The sequence below is a fragment of the Sphingobacterium bambusae genome, from assembly GCF_033955345.1.
In the GTDB taxonomy this organism is placed as follows: domain Bacteria; phylum Bacteroidota; class Bacteroidia; order Sphingobacteriales; family Sphingobacteriaceae; genus Sphingobacterium; species Sphingobacterium bambusae.
This window is the reverse complement of record NZ_CP138332.1, coordinates 4,088,735-4,104,657: the sequence shown is the minus strand read 5'-3', so window position 1 is coordinate 4,104,657 and position 15,923 is coordinate 4,088,735. Positions and strand designations below refer to the sequence as shown.

The window sequence follows — 15,923 nt, the reverse complement described above, 5'->3', positions numbered from 1 at the left end:
GTTTCGCTTCTACTTCTTCATAGAACCGGTCTCCGCAAGCCTGATATGCCAACTGAACGATTCTTCTAAAAGATGTGGTGTATGCCCTCCTCGTGCGCATGCCCTATCAAAATAAGATTGCAGCTCTTCTTTAAAATCTGGATGTACACAGTTATCAATAATCTTTTGAGCACGTTCCCTTGGCGCCAAACCACGAAGGTCAGCCAAACCAATATCGGTCACGAGAATATCCACATCGTGTTCTGTATGATCCACATGGGAAACCATCGGCAAGACATGAGAGATTGCGTTAGCTTTAGATGCTGCCTGCGTCACGAAGATACTTAGGTAGGCATTTCGGGCGAAGTCTCCCGAACCGCCAATACCGTTCATGATCTTCGTACCCCCCAAATGTGTAGAGTTCACATTGCCATAGATGTCAAATTCAATAGCCGTATTGATGGCTATAATACCCAAGCGACGTATAAGCCCCGGTGTATTCGAAATATTCTGTGGGCGCAATACTACTTTATCGCGGTATTTCTGCAGATTGCCAAATACCCGTTCATAACATGCTGCAGACACCGTAATCGACGATGCCGATGCAAAGGAAAGCACACCTGAATCGATCAAATCGAAGGTGCTATCTTGCAACACCTCGGAAAACATGGTCAGATCATAGAAATTGCTGTGCTTAAATCCTGTCAATACTGCATTTGCCACCTTGCCGATCCCCGCTTGCAAAGGCAAAAGCCGATCTGTCAAGTGACCAAGTTGGACTTCGTTTTCAAAAAACTTCAGGATATGTCCGGCAATCGCCGTAGTTTTCTCGTCCGGCTCCGCAATATCCGCAGGGCTATCCTTTTTATCGGTAAACACAATACCCACAATCTTGTCTGGATTAACAGGAATGGTCTTCCGGCCGATCTTATTCCATGGCGCAACAATAGGAATAACGTTACGGTGTGGATAGTTTTCCGCTTTGTAAATATCATGAAGCCCGTAGATTTCCATCGGAATTGCCGTATTGATCTCCAAGATAATCTTATCCGCCAACTCGGCAAATGTCGCCGAGTTACCCACAGAGGTCGTGGGCACCAAACTGCCATCACGATCAATGTAAGCCACCTCAATAACAGCAATATCTACCGGCGGCGAAACCTTATTGTGTAATAGCTCCACACTCTCACTCAAATGCTGATCGATAAACAGTACTTCACCGGCATTGATCTTATTGCGCAACACCCGATCAACCTGAAAAGGCATACGCTTTTTAAGCGCACCCGCTTCGGCCAATTTGCCATCCGTATCGTGGCCCAATGAAGCGCCCGTCATAAGTGTAATTTTGATATCCTCATTTTTTGCACGATTTGCCAAGGCCTCCAAAACGACTTTACTGTCGCCCGCCTTCGTAAATCCACTGGCCCCTACGACCATGTCATTTTCAAAGAAAAGAACCGCCTCCTCTGCGGTCATTACTTTATCTTTTAATCGTTCTAGTTTTATTCTCTCGTAAGCCATAGTAATTTGTTAACTCCCTTTGTGCAAAGGCTCTAAAAGTAAGATAGGCAATAATAAGCATATTTTAAATCGCTATTTTATTAATTTTTGCCACATTATTATCAGATTAACAATCACCTTAAGCATTCCTTTGGTAATCAAATCATTACCGAGAAACAAAAGAGCTTTACACCTATGTAAATAAACTGATAATCAGTTAATTAAAATAAAAATAAAAAAGTTAGCACTTACTTATTTCAACAAAACAAACATTTAACACGTAAGCATCCACTTACTATCTTGGTTATGTCGTTAAAAAACAGGAAATTTATAACATACAAAAGAAACGCAGCGTATGGATAGCAAAATGTATGTCGATAAATATTACGTCACAGAAGTAGATTCCTTTGAAGATAGCATATATTGTCACCATGCGATGATGGGCGAAACGTACATTTCCGAACACAGCCACCAGAAAGGACAATTCTTGTATACCGAAGGTGGGATCGTGTTTTTACGAACGCCGGAGAAATCGTATTTTCTTCCAGCACGGCATTATATCTGGATCCCTGGCGGGGTACGGCATAGCATACATCCCAGCAGTCCTGAGGTGGTGATGCGTAATCTTTATTTTCCCAAGTTTGAGACCGACACCGATTTCTTTGATCGGGTAAATATCTACCCGGTGAATGACTTTCTGATTGAATTCATTATGTTCACAAACCGTTGGACAGGCAATATCTTCCCCGTGGAGGAGCCAAAATTTTCGATCGCCAAGGCTTTCAAGCTTATCCTTCCTGAAGTGTCCAACACCGAATTGCCCTTGGCTCTTCCCTACCCAAAACACGAAAAGCTCAAGGATATTGTAAGCTACCTAGATCATCGCATAGATGAAAATGTGAGCTTTAAAAAGCTAGCAGAGGAATTTGATGTTAGCGAGCGTACACTGGCACGCCTTTTCCAACGCGAACTGAACATGTCATTCATTCAATATTACACGATCCTACGCATGCTTACAGCGCTCAAACTATTGCTAGATGATAAGTTGAGTGTCAATGAAGTTGCGCTACGTGTTGGTTACAGCAGCTTACCTACGTTCAGCAACACGTTCAACAAAATAATTGGGGTACGCCCCAGTGAATATGTAAAGAATAAAAATCTATTATTTTAAACTTAATACCGACATATGAAGACCACGTTTCTATCCGTGATGGCTGCAAGCGCCATTTTCTTTGCTTGCGCAACCAAAACTTCTGCGACATCCGCGGAGGAAAAACCGAAAGCCATACAGCTTTTTAACGGGAAAGACATAAAAAGCTGGACTCCTAAAATTAGATTGCACCAGCCTGGAGAAAATTATGCCAATACCTTTCGTGTGGAAGACGGGCTATTGAAAGTGCGTTACGATGGATATGATGATTTCAACCAACAGTATGGACATTTAGCCTACAACACTCCTTACAGTTACTACCTGCTACGCTTGGAATACCGTTTTGTAGATGAACAAACGAAAGGTGGCGAAGGCTGGGCTTGGCGCAACAGCGGCGCGATGCTACACGGACAAGACCCCAAAACGATGCTGAAGGATCAAGATTTCCCCATCTCCATTGAAGGCCAACTTCTAGGAGGCAATGGAACTGACGCACGTACCACATCCAACCTCTGCACTCCGGGCACCAATGTGGTGATCCACGACAAGCTTTTTACACCACATTGCCAAAGCTCAACATCTAAAACCTATCACGGCGATCAATGGGTCACAGCGGACTTTTTGGTACTGGGCGATTCCATCATTCAACATATATTGGACGGTCAAGTGGTGCTGGAATATAACAAGCCCCAAGTCGGTGGCGGTAATGTGGAGAGCTTCGACCCCGCACAAAAACCAGATGGCAAGCTTCTCGATAAAGGATTTATATATCTACAGAGCGAAAGTCATCCTATTGATTTTCGTAAGGTAGAATTGTACGACCTCTCGCCCTACAAAAACAACAAAACAAAATTAGATCAGGTTATCAAAACCATCTTATAAATAAAACAGGGCTGAAGAAATCTTCAGCCCTGTTTTATTAACAAACAAGAAAAGGGAAACAAATTAATGCTTCCCCATTATATCATGAAAACAAAGAAATGCTTACGCTAGTTTGTTTACAAACTTAGTCAACTTCGATTTGTTGTTAGAAGCTTTCTTTTTGTGAATTACGTTTTTCTTAGCCAAACGATCCAACATAGAAACAACTCTTGGCAATAATGCTTTTGCTTCTTCAGCAGTTGTTGTGTTACGTAGTTTTTTAATCGCGTTACGTGTAGTTTTTGCTTGGTAACGGTTTCTTAAGCGTTTTGCTGCGTTTGTTCTAATTCTTTTAATCGCTGATTTATGATTTGCCATTTCTCTTAGCTTTTATTTTCTGTGTACTAATTTCGGAATGCAAAAATAGCATGATAATTTCAATTATCAAAATCTATTTTTAAAATTTTAAAGATGAGCTTCCTACCGATAAGGGCAAACAGATTAAAATATGTATTTTTGGGGTTTTAATAGCCGAATTGATGCAGAAATTATCCATGGAAGAATTGAATCGACCTGATGTCGAATCATTTAAAGCGCAAGAGAAAACACCTATTGTCATCGTGCTGGACAACGTGCGCAGCATGCACAATGTGGGATCAACCTTTCGTACGGCCGATGGCTTTGCAATAGCGAAGATCTTGCTGTGTGGCATCACCGCTACGCCTCCGCACCGTGAAATTGAAAAAACCGCATTAGGTGCCACGCAGTCTGTCCTTTGGGAACATGTGGCGGATACGCAAGAAGCCGTTAAATCGTTGCAACAGGAAGGCTATACCGTTATCGCCATCGAGCAAGCCGCAGGCAGCATCGCCTTACAGGACATGTCCGTTCAGACGGATCATAAATATGCCTTTGTATTTGGCAATGAGGTGCATGGCGTTGCTGATGATGTGATGCACCATGTAGACGCCTGCATTGAAATACCGCAGTTTGGCACCAAGCATTCCTTGAACGTATCGGTCACGGTTGGAATCGTCTTGTGGCATTTTATTCAAAAGCTAAAGCTTTTATAAAAAAATGCAGGATTAGCATAAGCTTAATTTTTAGAAGTCGTTGCAAAATAGTAGCTTTGCTTTGCAAAAAAACAGAAAAAATGAGTGTATTAGTAAATAAAGATTCAAAGGTAATCGTACAAGGTTTTACCGGAAATGAAGGTACTTATCACGCTTCTCAAATGATTGAGTACGGAACAAACGTTGTCGGTGGTGTTACGCCTGGAAAAGGTGGACAATCACACCTTGACCGTCCGGTATTCAACTCGGTACAAGATGCCGTAGAAGCAACTGGCGCTAACGTTTCCATAATTTTCGTTCCACCTGCATTTGCTGCTGATGCGATCATGGAAGCTGCACAATCAGGAATCGAAGTAATCGTTTGTATTACAGAAGGTATCCCTACTAAAGATATGATTCAAGTAAAATCTTACTTGAGTGACAAAAAATCTCGTTTAATCGGTCCTAACTGTCCTGGTATCATCACTGCTGAAGAAGCGAAGATTGGTATTATGCCAGGTTTCATCTTCAAGAAAGGTAAAGTAGGTATTGTTTCTAAATCGGGAACATTAACTTATGAAGCGGTGGATCAAACTGTGAAAGCAGGCTTAGGTATCACGACAGCTATCGGTATCGGTGGTGACCCGATCATCGGAACGACAACCAAAGAGGCTGTAGAATTATTAATGAATGATCCAGAAACAGAAGGTATCATCATGATTGGTGAGATCGGTGGTGGTATGGAAGCGGAAGCGGCCAACTGGATCAAAGAATTTGGAACAAAACCAGTAGTTGGTTTCATTGCCGGTCAAACAGCGCCTCCGGGACGTCGTATGGGCCACGCAGGAGCTATCGTTGGTGGTGCTGATGATACAGCTGCTGCTAAAATGAAAATCATGCGTGAGTGCGGTATCCGTGTTGTAGAATCACCAGCAGAAATTGGTGCTGCAATCGCAGAAGAACTAGCGAAATAAGGTTACGTATTAACCCCTATAAAAAAAGCTCGAAATCAACATTTCGAGCTTTTTACTTTTGCAGACAGCATGAACGGTAATGCACTACTTAAGGCCTACTTATTCTTCTTCTCGTAAGAATTAAGGGCATGAGCGATATCATCCATAGAAAAATTACCCTTCACTTCAATAAATACATGCTCGCCCTCTTGTGAAGAAACACCCAGCATCAATTTTTTAATTTTGTCTTTTTTGGTTTGCGCATTGATCGTGATACGGTCTCCATCGCTGATGATACTCGCGTATTCTTCCATCTGCTCGTCGCGCAAGAACTGCTTATAATTTTCTTGGATACGATCGCTATTTCGGGCATTCGATAAGGTCGTTAGCTTCACGCTCTTGATTTTCCTCATCGCTAAGCGTAACATTTCGTCATCTTCCTCCTGCAGTTCTTTCTTCAGAAATGGCTTGACTAAAAACATAGGCATCTTAATCGATACAATTTCAGCCTCTCGCCCGGCAACCGAACGATCCACAAAGCTCATGTTAGAACGCTGCTTGATGTAGCAGGACTGCATCATCATAATGACGATAACACAAAATGTAAGTTGATAGATCTTTACCATGGCTATTTTTCGTTTACGAGTTTATCAATATCAGCATAGCTGATGCGGCCGTCCAAGATCATGAAAATGGTGCTACCATCCGCAGAGATATCCAGTAACAGATTGTTCAAGACATCACCTGCGGTACTCTCCGCCAAAAACTTAATTCGGCTTCCATCGCTATGTATCGCCATCAATTCCTCGTAATGAATATTTGAAAAGGCAGATTTTACCTCGTCCTTAATCTTTAAGCTATCATTTTCGACGATCAACATTTTTATCGAGTTGATCTTCGTTAACAGTGGCTTGATCTGCCCCATCTCGTCTTCGCCGATGTTCAGCTTTTGGATCATACTGAACATGGGCTTACCGATTTTTATAGAAGTTACTCCTTTTGCTTCCTGATACGTATCGAAAATCTTATCGAGTTTCGATACCTGTGCTCCCGCGAGTGATACCCATAGGAGCATCACAACTGATAATATAGTCTTCATAATGTGTATAATTTTACGTTTACAATTCCACTTGGATATATCTGACTTTGTCCAAGGCATTTTTACCTTCCTGCAGGTTGGTCGTCATTATCTTCAGCGAGGCTAATACAATTTCCTCGGCTTCTTTTTCATCATAAATCGGCTTACCATTCACAATCACGTAAGCCTCTTCTTCGGGAATTCCCAATACTGACGTTGACTCATCCTCCACAGATCGCTTGGTCTGTTGCTTCTTGCTAGACGGCGAATACCGGTTGACCACAACATAGCTGGGCTTTTTCTCCTCGATAGCCGACGTATCCTTGAGATCGGCAGGCGACAAGGTTACCTTGGCAAACGTCGCCCGCTCAAAGACATCCACATTACTATCTTGGGTGCGGAGGAATAGAAATCCCGCAACAAGTATACTCGCAGCTGCCACAACGCCAATCCAAATTTTCAATCGACGCGGCCTGCTAGAGTAATCCGTGCGCGCTTGCTCCACCTCACTTGCCTCCATCGCGATAAAATCATCAAACTCCCAATCCATCTCCGATTTAGCCAGCTTATCCAACTCCTCGAAATAGGGATTATCGGATTCGCTCTTTAGGGATCGCTCTTCGTTCAAAGACGAAATCCCTTCCCAATATTTCTTATCCATTTCCGTTGATCTGTCTTTTTTCATAGTCAAAAATCTTTTGCAGTTGTCCTTTAATCCTTTGCCGGGCACGTGTCAAGTTAACCCTTACAGCAGACTCCTCTAAATCCAGCGTTTCACAAATTTCAGCGATCTCATATTCTTCAATATCGCGAAGGTGCATCACCATTTTTTGTTTCTCCGGTAATGCCGCAATCAAACGTTGGATCAATTCCTTCGTCATTGCGGGGTAGTGTTCCGCAACGACACCTTCCGTCAAGGTATGTTGGTGCAGTTGCACCACCTTTGCATGCTTCAACCTGTTCATCGCCTCATTGCGCACACAACGCATGGCAAAGGCTTCCTTGTTCGCTATGGCCATAAGCTCTTCCCGCATCTGCCAAAGCTTCATCATTACCTCCTGCACCAGATCGTAGGCATCGTCCGTATCGACAAGCAAACTCTTCGCAAAGCGATACATCTTGTCTTTGAAGACAAACACCGTTTTTTTGAAGATATCTTGATTCATTTGGCTCATTTAATAGGAAGACAACTTAATCAGGTAAAACATTACATCTAAATTCACCTTTTTTTTACAAAATAGATCAATTGAGCTTCCAAAGTATTTGCTTAATTTCAGGGCTAGTTAGACTAAAGCAAATTTACCGATATGAATAGACAAATTCTTACGCTCCTTTTTGCTCTTTTATGCCTGTGCAGCCATGCACAGGATATCAATGAGGAGTATGTTAAAGCCCATTACAATAAAATCGAACAGTACATTACCATGCGCGATGGTGTTCGCTTGTTTACATCGATCTATATTCCTAAAGAAACTGGCGAAAAGTTTCCAATCATGCTGAATAGAACGCCCTACACCGTTGCGCCCTACGGCGAAGGTTCGGTTAAAAGCTATTTAGGCAACTTCCCCGAGATGACTAAAGCCGGTTACATTTTCGTGTATCAGGATGTCCGCGGACGATGGATGAGCGAAGGCACCTATGAAAACATCCGCCCAACGCGGTCCAAAGCAAACGGACAAAAGATCGACGAGAGTACGGACACCTACGATACCATCGACTGGCTCGTCAAAAACGTAAAGAATAATAACGGCAAGGTGGGCATGTATGGCATCTCCTATCCAGGCTTTTATTCTACCGCGGCACTTATTGGTAGCCATCCCGCCTTGAAAGCAGTATCGCCACAGGCTCCCGTGACGGACTGGTTCATCGGTGACGATTTCCACCATGGAGGCGCCTTGTTTCTGATGGATGCCTTCCGTTTTATGTACAGCTTTGATGCTCCTCGTCCCAAGCCCATAACCAATGCTGACGGTCCAAAAGGATTTCAATTGCCGACGAAAGACTATTACCGCTTTTTTCTAGACAACCCCAGCCTATCGGGTTTGAAATCTAAGTACTTAGACCATACCGTTAAATTTTGGGACGATTTGGCAAAACACAGCGTTCGTGATAGCTTCTGGATCAGCCGAACAGTTACCGAACATTTGGGATCTGTGAAGCCTGCCGTCCTCGTTGTAGGCGGTCTATTTGATGCGGAGGATACCTATGGTGCTTTCGAAACCTATAAGATGATTGAAAAACGTAGTCCGAAGAATAATAGTGTACTTGTAGCAGGGCCTTGGTATCATGGCGGTTGGGTGCGTGCAGAGGGCGACTATTTTGGAGACATCCGTTTTGGGGAGAAAACAAGCCTATATTACCAAAAAGAAATCGAACTACCATTCTTTGAGTACCACCTGAAAGGTAAAGGAAATTTCAATCCCGCGGAAGCGACACTGTATATTACAGGCTCCAATCGCTGGAAAACATTTCAGCAGTGGCCGCCTAAAGAAGGACGTGCACAAACTTTATTTCTTACCTCAACCGGCAAACTCACTACGGATAAAGGAGCGACTACGGAAGACCACATCAGCTACAGCAGCGATCCGAATAAGCCTGTCCCCTTTCAAGAGGGCATCATAACGGATCGGACGCGCGAATATATGGTTGCCGATCAACGTTTCGTCGCCAATCGGCCTGATGTTGTTGTATTTGAGACAGATGTGTTGCAGGAAGATTTAACCGTTGTCGGACCAGTATCGGCCGCACTGACGGTTTCCATGAGCGGTACAGACGCCGACTTTGTCGTTAAACTGATCGATGTTTATCCAGACAGCGCCAGCGTCACCTCAGCACGCGACGAGAAAGCCGTGATGCAGAACTACCAGATGATGGTACGCGGCGAGGTGCTTCGGGGTAAGTTTCGGGATAGCTACAGCGATCCGAAAGCCTTTGTTCCCAATGAAAAGACGGTTGTTAACGTTCAATTGCCCGATGTGGCACATACGTTCAAGAAAGGTCACAAGTTGATGGTACAGATTCAACACTCTTGGTTCCCATTGGTAGATAGAAATCCGAATCAGTTTATGGATATCTACAAAGCAGAAGCCAAGGACTTCATTAAAAACCAGCATCAACTCTATTTTTCCAAAGATGCACCAAGCCGGATATCCTTTGAGGTAATCGACTAGTGCCAATCAAATAAAGGAGGCTGTCGGATACGATTATTGAAATCGTATCCGACAGCCTCCTTTTCTTTCCGATTCACTACTCGTACTTTGCAGCTTGATTGTCTTTCGGCAAGGAATCTGTTATAAACTGTCGGATATCGTTCGTCGCCTGAATGAGATCATCTTTCCGTAGATACATCATATGCCCGCTTTTATACGCTTTGAATCGCATTCTAGCGGCCAACTTACCCGACGGATCCATCTGCCACATATTATACTTCGCGTTAAAATAGTCCGTTGCACCATCAAAATATCCAGATTGTACCATCAGCTGCAGGTAAGGATTGGCAGCCATGGCTTGGCGCAGGTTGAAACCTGTTCTATCGTTAGTACTATCCCAAGGATGCACGGAGCCGAACATGTTATATTTCACATCGGTTTTATAGTTTAACTCGTTCCAGAAATAATAATTGATGGCTGGTGTAAAAGAATGTAGCCAAGAGGTCAGCTCGGCGTTGTAATCAGGCCGCTCACCCGCTTCCCGCATGTCAATACCGAGATAGCGGGAATCTAACCTTCCGATCGTGAATCCATCATTACGTCTTAACTCTTTCCAAAACAAGGATGTCGAGATATCCAAATTGTTCTGCCTAACCACATTTACGGGTAGCGCGCTATATGCTGCCATTTGCTGTACAATCCGTTCTTTGTCGGCCGCAGATATCGAATAGCCACGGGCTATGGCGGGCAAAAGGATGTCTAAGGTATACTTCTCTACTTCCTCCAATAGACTCTCCAAAGAGCGCCCTTGCAAGTCGGCCGACAGCTTCTTGTGGTACCAAGCCGTTGCCGCAAAATAAGGTAAGCGCAAGGCTTTCTCTACAGCGCCCTCGCGAGCAATACCCAATTCTGTTGGTGAAACTAGCATCACACCGTTGAGATACATCCACTGTGCATTTTGTAATTCCAGCGCTAAACCCGATACCCGCGTGGTGCCATAGCTCTCACCGATAAGGTACTTGGGCGAGCTCCAGCGATTGTGTCTAGTCACGAAGGTATTCAACCATTCAGCGAGATAGCGGATATCCGCATTGGTTCCAAAAAATGTCGAGCGATCAGCTTTCTCATCTAAAATACGCGAATATCCCGTATTCACGGGGTTTACATAAACAATATCTGCAAGATCCAATACCGAATGTGGATTATCTTTTACACCATAGGGTTGCAAGGGATAGCCTTCATCGTCAATATTAAGTAGTTTCGGCCCTGTATACGCAAGTTCCATCCAAACCGATGCTGATCCTGGCCCACCATTAAAGGAGATAAGCAGTGGCCTCCGTGCTAGGTCAACGACATTATCACGCGTATAATAGGTATACTGCACCGTAGCAAGCACCTTTCCCTTATCATCCCAAACGGGTTGTGTACCGGCTTCAGCCGTATAGGAAAAACGCTGCCCGTTGGCTGTAAGTTGATGTTTCGTAATAACGGCACTATCTGCTGCTGGAAGACGTTGCGCAAAGCATAGTGCCGATAACTGAAACAGGATGAGACATAGAAATAGTTGTTTCATAGTAATATAGATTATGGGTAGTCAATGGCTGCAATAACGTGCTTTTTTCTATAAGTATCAAGATTCACACAAGATTATTACGGAGAAGGTAACAAGCAATGAAAATCCACTCCATTACTCCTCCCCAATTCCATTGTACTAAATGCTTTCATTACCCATCGGCATTTCTATGCATACCTACAATGCATCATCTACAAACAACGGTAGAGCAAACGGGATTATCAACAAAGTTCCGTCGAACTTCAACAATCCAAGCATGGATATCAAAATCACATTCTCATCCATCAATACGTGGTCAACAGACATCAATGTCTCGTTAGCAAACATCAGTGTTTCATTCTAGAACATCATTATAGCTTTGTAGGATATCAATGTCGTTTGGTTGAAAATCAACGAACAATACTTGAACATCAACTTTGACTCGCCGCAGTTCAACCAACGAATGCTACGTAGCATTCGTTAGCCGACAATACAATTAACTATAAAAACACGTATCTTCCAAAAACAAAAGGTTGTCACAGTCATTTTGTAACATTCCTAAGAAATGCTGAAGAACGCCAACGGCGCGCAGCAGTCTGTTTTCCCGACATTGAAGCACGTCTTTGTCCGTTTGATGCACAAATGAATAAATGAAGCCTATGAAGGTGCTATAAAGACATCCGTCAAACAAAACCTGATGCTACGCAAGTAGATTCTGTTATTCTCCGATACGGAAAAAACAGGCACGGAAGAGAATCGAACATCTTACAACAGGAAGAAAACAGGAGAAGAAGAGTTTCTGAAGCCCATCAAAGGAAAGTATTCTCTTGCCGATAAGCGAATGCTACGTAGCATTCGCAGCTCAGAAAATGCCAAAAAGTGGATTGCAGGCTCCCTGAAGACGCTTTTTGTTAAAGAAAAGTAGTACGTAGAGGGTAGCTGATAGTGCGTATTTTGAGGTGGGTAAAACACAAAGGCCCCTCCAGTTTCCTGAAGGGGCCTCGTTTAAAATTAGGCGCCGACCTACTCTCCCACCTGTTACGGCAATACCATCGGCTCTGGCGGGCTTGACTTCTCTGTTCGGAATGGGGAAGAGGTAGACACCGCCGATATAGGCACCTGAATATCTTTGCAAAGTAAAAAGTCAAAATTCAAAAGTAAAAAACCATACAGGACTTTTTAATTTTTACATTTTAATTTTTAATTGCATAATGACATGCATTGAAAGAAAGAAAAAGAAGGAAGACAACAACGTTCTACCGGCGTGGAAAGCTTCGGGCTATTAGTATCACTCGGCTTTGGTCTCTCAACCTTTACACCTATGACCTATCAACGTTGTCATCTACAACGACCCTATAAGGAAGTCTCATCTCGTGGCTAGTTTCGCACTTAGATGCTTTCAGCGCTTATCTATTCCGGACGTAGCTACCCTGCCGTACACCTGGCGGCATAACAGGTTCACCAGCGGTCCGTCCAACCCGGTCCTCTCGTACTAAGGTCAGATCCACTCAAACTTCCAGCGCCCACAACAGATAGGGACCGAACTGTCTCGCGACGTTCTGAACCCAGCTCGCGTGCCACTTTAATGGGCGAACAGCCCAACCCTTGGGACCTTCTCCAGCCCCAGGATGTGACGAGCCGACATCGAGGTGCCAAACCTCCCCGTCGATATGAGCTCTTGGGGGAGATCAGCCTGTTATCCCCAGCGTACCTTTTATCCTTTGAGCGATGGCCCTTCCATACAGAACCACCGGATCACTATGTCCGTCTTTCGACCCTGGTCGACTTGTTGGTCTCACAGTCAAGCAAGCTTATGCCATTGCACTCCACGTACGGTTACCAAGCGTACTGAGCTTACCTTTGAAAGCCTCCGTTACCTTTTTGGAGGCGACCACCCCAGTCAAACTACCCACCAAACAATGTCCTCGACATGATCGAGTTAGAAACCGAATACAGAAAGGGCGGTATTTCAAGGTTGATTCCACGGATCCTAGCGAACCCGCTTCAACATCTCCCGCCTATCCTACACATCCTGTACCCAATTTCAATGTTAAGCTATAGTGAAGGTGCATGGGGTCTTTCCGTCCCGTTGCGGGTAACCGGCGTCTTCACCGATACCACAATTTCACCGAGCTCATGGCTGAGACAGCGCCCAGATCGTTACACCATTCGTGCAGGTCGGAACTTACCCGACAAGGAATTTCGCTACCTTAGGACCGTTATAGTTACGGCCGCCGTTTACTGGGGCTTCGATTCAATGCTTCTCTTGCGATGACATCCCCTCTTAACCTTCCAGCACCGGGCAGGTGTCAGGCCTTATACTTCATCTTTCGATTTCGCAAAGCCATATGTTTTTGCTAAACAGTCGCCTGGGCCTTTTCACTGCGGCTGCTCTTGCGAGACAGCGCCCCTTCTCCCGAAGTTACAGGGCCATTTTGCCGAGTTCCTTAGCCATGATTCACTCGAGCACCTTAGGATTCTCTCCTCGACCACCTGTGTCGGTTTACGGTACGGGTTTTTATAACCTGAAGCTTAGCGGGTTTTCTTGGAAGTCTGATTACCTGCACTATCCACGCTCCCGAAGGTTTGCGGTACTATCATGTTTCAGCACAGTCTGCGGATTTGCCTACAGTCTGTATACCTACGCACTTTAACGAACTATTCCGTCAGTTCGCGGCAGTGTCACTACTCCGTCACCACATCGCAGTTATAAAAAGTACGGGAATATTAACCCGTTGTCCATCGGCTTGCTCCCTTCGGATGCGCCTTAGGCCCCGACTAACCCTGATCCGATTAGCGTTGATCAGGAAACCTTAGTCTTTCGGTGGGCGGGTTTCTCACCCGCCTTATCGTTACTTATGCCTACATTTGCTTTTCTATAAAGTCCACCATCAGTCACCTGACGGATTCACCCCTCATAGAATGCTCCCCTACCAGATGCATATCTTTCAATGCAAATCCATAGCTTCGGTAATACACTTGATGCCCGTTTATTATCCACGCCCGGCCGCTCGACTAGTGAGCTGTTACGCACTCTTTAAATGAATGGCTGCTTCCAAGCCAACATCCTAGCTGTCTGGGCAACCGGACCTCGTTAGTTCAACTTAGCGTATATTTGGGGACCTTAGCTGATGGTCTGGGTTCTTTCCCTCTCGGCCTTGGACCTTAGCACCCAAAGCCTCACTGCCGGCCATATCTATGTAGCATTCGGAGTTCGTCTGGATTTGGTAGGATTTGACTCCCCCGCACCCAATCGGTAGCTCTACCTCTACTAGACTCTATGCCGACGCTGTTCCTAAAAACATTTCGGGGAGTACGAGCTATTTCCCAGTTTGATTGGCCTTTCACCCCTACCCTCAGGTCATCCGGAAACTTTTCAACGTTTATCGGTTCGGTCCTCCATTACGTGTTACCGCAACTTCAACCTGCCCAAGGGTAGATCACAAGGTTTCGCGTCTACCTCACCTGACTATGCGCCCTATTCAGACTCGCTTTCGCTTCGGCTGCGTCCCTGAAGGACTTAACCTTGCCAGATAAGAGTAACTCGTAGGCTCATTATGCAAAAGGCACGCCGTCACAGAATAAATCCGCTCCGACCGCTTGTAAGCACACGGTTTCAGGTTCTTTTCACTCCCCTGTTCGGGGTTCTTTTCATCTTTCCCTCACGGTACTGGTCCACTATCGGTCTCTCAGGAGTATTTAGCCTTGCCAGATGGTGCTGGCCGATTCCCACAGGATTTCTCCGGTCCCGCGGTACTCAGGATACCACTAGCGTCGTTCCGCTTACGTGTACGGGGCTATCACCCATATTGCCCGGCTTCCCATCCGGTTCCACTTCGCTCGACGAATCACATCTCGTGGTCCTACAACCCCGCTATTGCCGTAACAATAGCGGTTTGGGCTCTTTCCCGTTCGCTCGCCACTACTTGGGAAATCATTATTATTTTCTCCTCCTACGCTTACTTAGATGTTTCAGTTCGGCGCGTTCGCGTATTATACAACATACCTTCAGTATGTTAGGTTGCCCCATTCGGAAATCCACGGATCAAGTCACATTTGCTGATCCCCGTGGCTTATCGCAGCTTATCACGTCCTTCATCGCCTCTGAGAGCCTAGACATCCCCCGTGTGCCCTTTGTTACTTTCTTCGCTCATATACCCCTTTTGCTAGGTATATGGCTGCCTTTGTTCTACTAATCAAACAACTCGTGTTTGACTTTCAAACCATTGTTGTCTTCTCTTGTGTTTTCTTTCTTTCAATATGTCAAAGAACGGATTCGAAGTAAAAATTAAAAAGTAAAAATTAAAAAAACTGTACAGCTTTTGACTTTTAAATTTTGACTTTTTACTTTGAAATGTGGAGAATAACGGATTCGAACCGTTGACCCCCTGCGTGCAAGGCAGGTGCTCTAGCCAGCTGAGCTAATTCCCCTTTTTTGTAGTGGGTAATGGGTAGTGCGTAGTGCGATTTCAATGTCGCCATAAAAATTCGCGGTACGCAATACGCTATACGCATTACTTTCCGTAGTCCCGAGCAGATTTGAACTGCTGACCCCTACATTATCAGTGTAGTGCTCTAACCAACTGAGCTACGGGACTAGCTTATCTTTCTCATCTTCTCTCGGTATCCACGTCCTCTCGGGGTGGGCA

Annotated in this window: 13 protein-coding genes, 2 tRNA genes and 2 rRNA genes; 6 read left to right on the top strand and 11 right to left on the bottom strand. The window is 44.7% G+C overall.

Annotated features, from left to right (window positions below):
- Positions 1-9 precede the first annotated feature (9 nt).
- The gene (locus SCB77_RS17050) at positions 10-1,500 is read right to left on the bottom strand and encodes a succinate CoA transferase (protein WP_320183203.1); all 1,491 of its coding nucleotides are present in this window, start codon (positions 1,498-1,500) and stop codon (positions 10-12) included.
- 334 nt (positions 1,501-1,834) lie between these two features.
- Between SCB77_RS17050 and SCB77_RS17045 the strand changes: the two genes are divergently transcribed.
- Together SCB77_RS17045 and SCB77_RS17040 are read left to right on the top strand one after the other, a co-directional pair.
- Positions 1,835-2,650 carry a helix-turn-helix transcriptional regulator gene (locus SCB77_RS17045; protein ID WP_320183202.1) on the top strand — a complete coding sequence of 272 codons (816 nt, stop codon included), beginning with the start codon at positions 1,835-1,837 and terminating at the stop codon, positions 2,648-2,650.
- A gap of 15 nt (positions 2,651-2,665) precedes the next feature.
- Positions 2,666-3,511: a 3-keto-disaccharide hydrolase gene (locus tag SCB77_RS17040; protein ID WP_320183201.1), complete on the top strand. Its 846-nt coding sequence runs from the start codon at positions 2,666-2,668 to the stop codon at positions 3,509-3,511.
- 102 nt (positions 3,512-3,613) lie between these two features.
- On the opposite strand, the gene rpsT is transcribed toward SCB77_RS17040, so the two are convergent.
- Entirely contained in the window at positions 3,614-3,868 is a 255-nt protein-coding gene (rpsT, locus tag SCB77_RS17035; RefSeq protein ID WP_320183200.1) for a 30S ribosomal protein S20, read from the bottom strand.
- Positions 3,869-4,029: 161 nt separating this feature from the next.
- On the opposite strand from rpsT, the gene SCB77_RS17030 reads away from it, so the two are divergent.
- Complete coding sequence (locus SCB77_RS17030) at positions 4,030-4,563, top strand: RNA methyltransferase (protein ID WP_320183199.1); 534 nt, start codon at positions 4,030-4,032, stop codon at positions 4,561-4,563.
- A gap of 80 nt (positions 4,564-4,643) precedes the next feature.
- Positions 4,644-5,516: a succinate--CoA ligase subunit alpha gene (gene sucD / locus SCB77_RS17025; RefSeq protein WP_320183198.1), complete on the top strand. Its 873-nt coding sequence runs from the start codon at positions 4,644-4,646 to the stop codon at positions 5,514-5,516.
- Between the two features lie 95 nt (positions 5,517-5,611).
- On the opposite strand, the gene SCB77_RS17020 is transcribed toward sucD, so the two are convergent.
- Genes SCB77_RS17020 through SCB77_RS17005 form a run of 4 tightly spaced genes read right to left on the bottom strand, consistent with a single transcriptional unit; the run spans position 5,612 to position 7,739 of the window.
- On the bottom strand, positions 5,612-6,121 hold the full coding sequence (locus tag SCB77_RS17020) for a DUF4252 domain-containing protein (protein WP_320183197.1): 510 nt from the start codon (positions 6,119-6,121) through the stop codon (positions 5,612-5,614).
- A 2-nt stretch (positions 6,122-6,123) separates the two neighbouring features.
- Positions 6,124-6,594, bottom strand: coding sequence for a DUF4252 domain-containing protein (locus tag SCB77_RS17015; protein WP_320183196.1), 471 nt, complete (start codon positions 6,592-6,594; stop codon positions 6,124-6,126).
- A 19-nt stretch (positions 6,595-6,613) separates the two neighbouring features.
- Positions 6,614-7,258, bottom strand: a complete 645-nt coding sequence (locus SCB77_RS17010) for a hypothetical protein (protein ID WP_320183195.1) — start codon at positions 7,256-7,258, stop codon at positions 6,614-6,616.
- On the bottom strand, positions 7,227-7,739 hold the full coding sequence (locus SCB77_RS17005) for an RNA polymerase sigma factor (RefSeq protein WP_320183194.1): 513 nt from the start codon (positions 7,737-7,739) through the stop codon (positions 7,227-7,229). Before SCB77_RS17005 ends, SCB77_RS17010 begins: the two co-directional genes overlap by 32 nt.
- A 141-nt stretch (positions 7,740-7,880) precedes the next feature.
- Here SCB77_RS17005 and SCB77_RS17000 point away from each other — a divergent pair, with 141 nt between their 5' ends.
- Positions 7,881-9,743, top strand: coding sequence for a CocE/NonD family hydrolase (locus SCB77_RS17000; RefSeq protein WP_320183193.1), 1,863 nt, complete (start codon positions 7,881-7,883; stop codon positions 9,741-9,743).
- Positions 9,744-9,819: 76 nt separating this feature from the next.
- On the opposite strand, the gene SCB77_RS16995 is transcribed toward SCB77_RS17000, so the two are convergent.
- Positions 9,820-11,295: a S10 family peptidase gene (locus SCB77_RS16995; protein WP_320183192.1), complete on the bottom strand. Its 1,476-nt coding sequence runs from the start codon at positions 11,293-11,295 to the stop codon at positions 9,820-9,822.
- Between the two features lie 142 nt (positions 11,296-11,437).
- On the opposite strand from SCB77_RS16995, the gene SCB77_RS16990 reads away from it, so the two are divergent.
- Positions 11,438-11,638 carry a hypothetical protein gene (locus tag SCB77_RS16990; RefSeq protein ID WP_320183191.1) on the top strand — a complete coding sequence of 67 codons (201 nt, stop codon included), beginning with the start codon at positions 11,438-11,440 and terminating at the stop codon, positions 11,636-11,638.
- 646 nt (positions 11,639-12,284) lie between these two features.
- Here the strand turns inward: SCB77_RS16990 and rrf are convergent.
- From rrf to SCB77_RS16970, 4 genes are all read right to left on the bottom strand, one after another.
- A 5S ribosomal RNA gene (gene rrf, locus SCB77_RS16985) occupies positions 12,285-12,397 on the bottom strand.
- 139 nt (positions 12,398-12,536) lie between these two features.
- Positions 12,537-15,422: ribosomal RNA gene (locus SCB77_RS16980) — 23S ribosomal RNA — on the bottom strand.
- A gap of 209 nt (positions 15,423-15,631) precedes the next feature.
- Positions 15,632-15,705: transfer RNA gene (locus SCB77_RS16975), tRNA-Ala, on the bottom strand.
- A gap of 93 nt (positions 15,706-15,798) precedes the next feature.
- Positions 15,799-15,872, bottom strand: a tRNA-Ile gene (locus SCB77_RS16970).
- Positions 15,873-15,923: the final 51 nt, after the last annotated feature.

What these genes read in the sequence shown, in the direction of transcription:
- SCB77_RS17050 (WP_320183203.1), bottom strand. Translation starts at nt 1,500, where the DNA reads ATGGCTTACGAGAGAATAAAACTAGAACGATTAAAAGATAAAGTAATG.
- SCB77_RS17045 (WP_320183202.1), top strand. Translation starts at nt 1,835, where the DNA reads ATGGATAGCAAAATGTATGTCGATAAATATTACGTCACAGAAGTAGAT.
- SCB77_RS17040 (WP_320183201.1), top strand. Translation starts at nt 2,666, where the DNA reads ATGAAGACCACGTTTCTATCCGTGATGGCTGCAAGCGCCATTTTCTTT.
- rpsT (WP_320183200.1), bottom strand. Translation starts at nt 3,868, where the DNA reads ATGGCAAATCATAAATCAGCGATTAAAAGAATTAGAACAAACGCAGCA.
- SCB77_RS17030 (WP_320183199.1), top strand. Translation starts at nt 4,030, where the DNA reads ATGCAGAAATTATCCATGGAAGAATTGAATCGACCTGATGTCGAATCA.
- sucD (WP_320183198.1), top strand. Translation starts at nt 4,644, where the DNA reads ATGAGTGTATTAGTAAATAAAGATTCAAAGGTAATCGTACAAGGTTTT.
- SCB77_RS17020 (WP_320183197.1), bottom strand. Translation starts at nt 6,121, where the DNA reads ATGGTAAAGATCTATCAACTTACATTTTGTGTTATCGTCATTATGATG.
- SCB77_RS17015 (WP_320183196.1), bottom strand. Translation starts at nt 6,594, where the DNA reads ATGAAGACTATATTATCAGTTGTGATGCTCCTATGGGTATCACTCGCG.
- SCB77_RS17010 (WP_320183195.1), bottom strand. Translation starts at nt 7,258, where the DNA reads ATGAAAAAAGACAGATCAACGGAAATGGATAAGAAATATTGGGAAGGG.
- SCB77_RS17005 (WP_320183194.1), bottom strand. Translation starts at nt 7,739, where the DNA reads ATGAATCAAGATATCTTCAAAAAAACGGTGTTTGTCTTCAAAGACAAG.
- SCB77_RS17000 (WP_320183193.1), top strand. Translation starts at nt 7,881, where the DNA reads ATGAATAGACAAATTCTTACGCTCCTTTTTGCTCTTTTATGCCTGTGC.
- SCB77_RS16995 (WP_320183192.1), bottom strand. Translation starts at nt 11,295, where the DNA reads ATGAAACAACTATTTCTATGTCTCATCCTGTTTCAGTTATCGGCACTA.
- SCB77_RS16990 (WP_320183191.1), top strand. Translation starts at nt 11,438, where the DNA reads ATGCTTTCATTACCCATCGGCATTTCTATGCATACCTACAATGCATCA.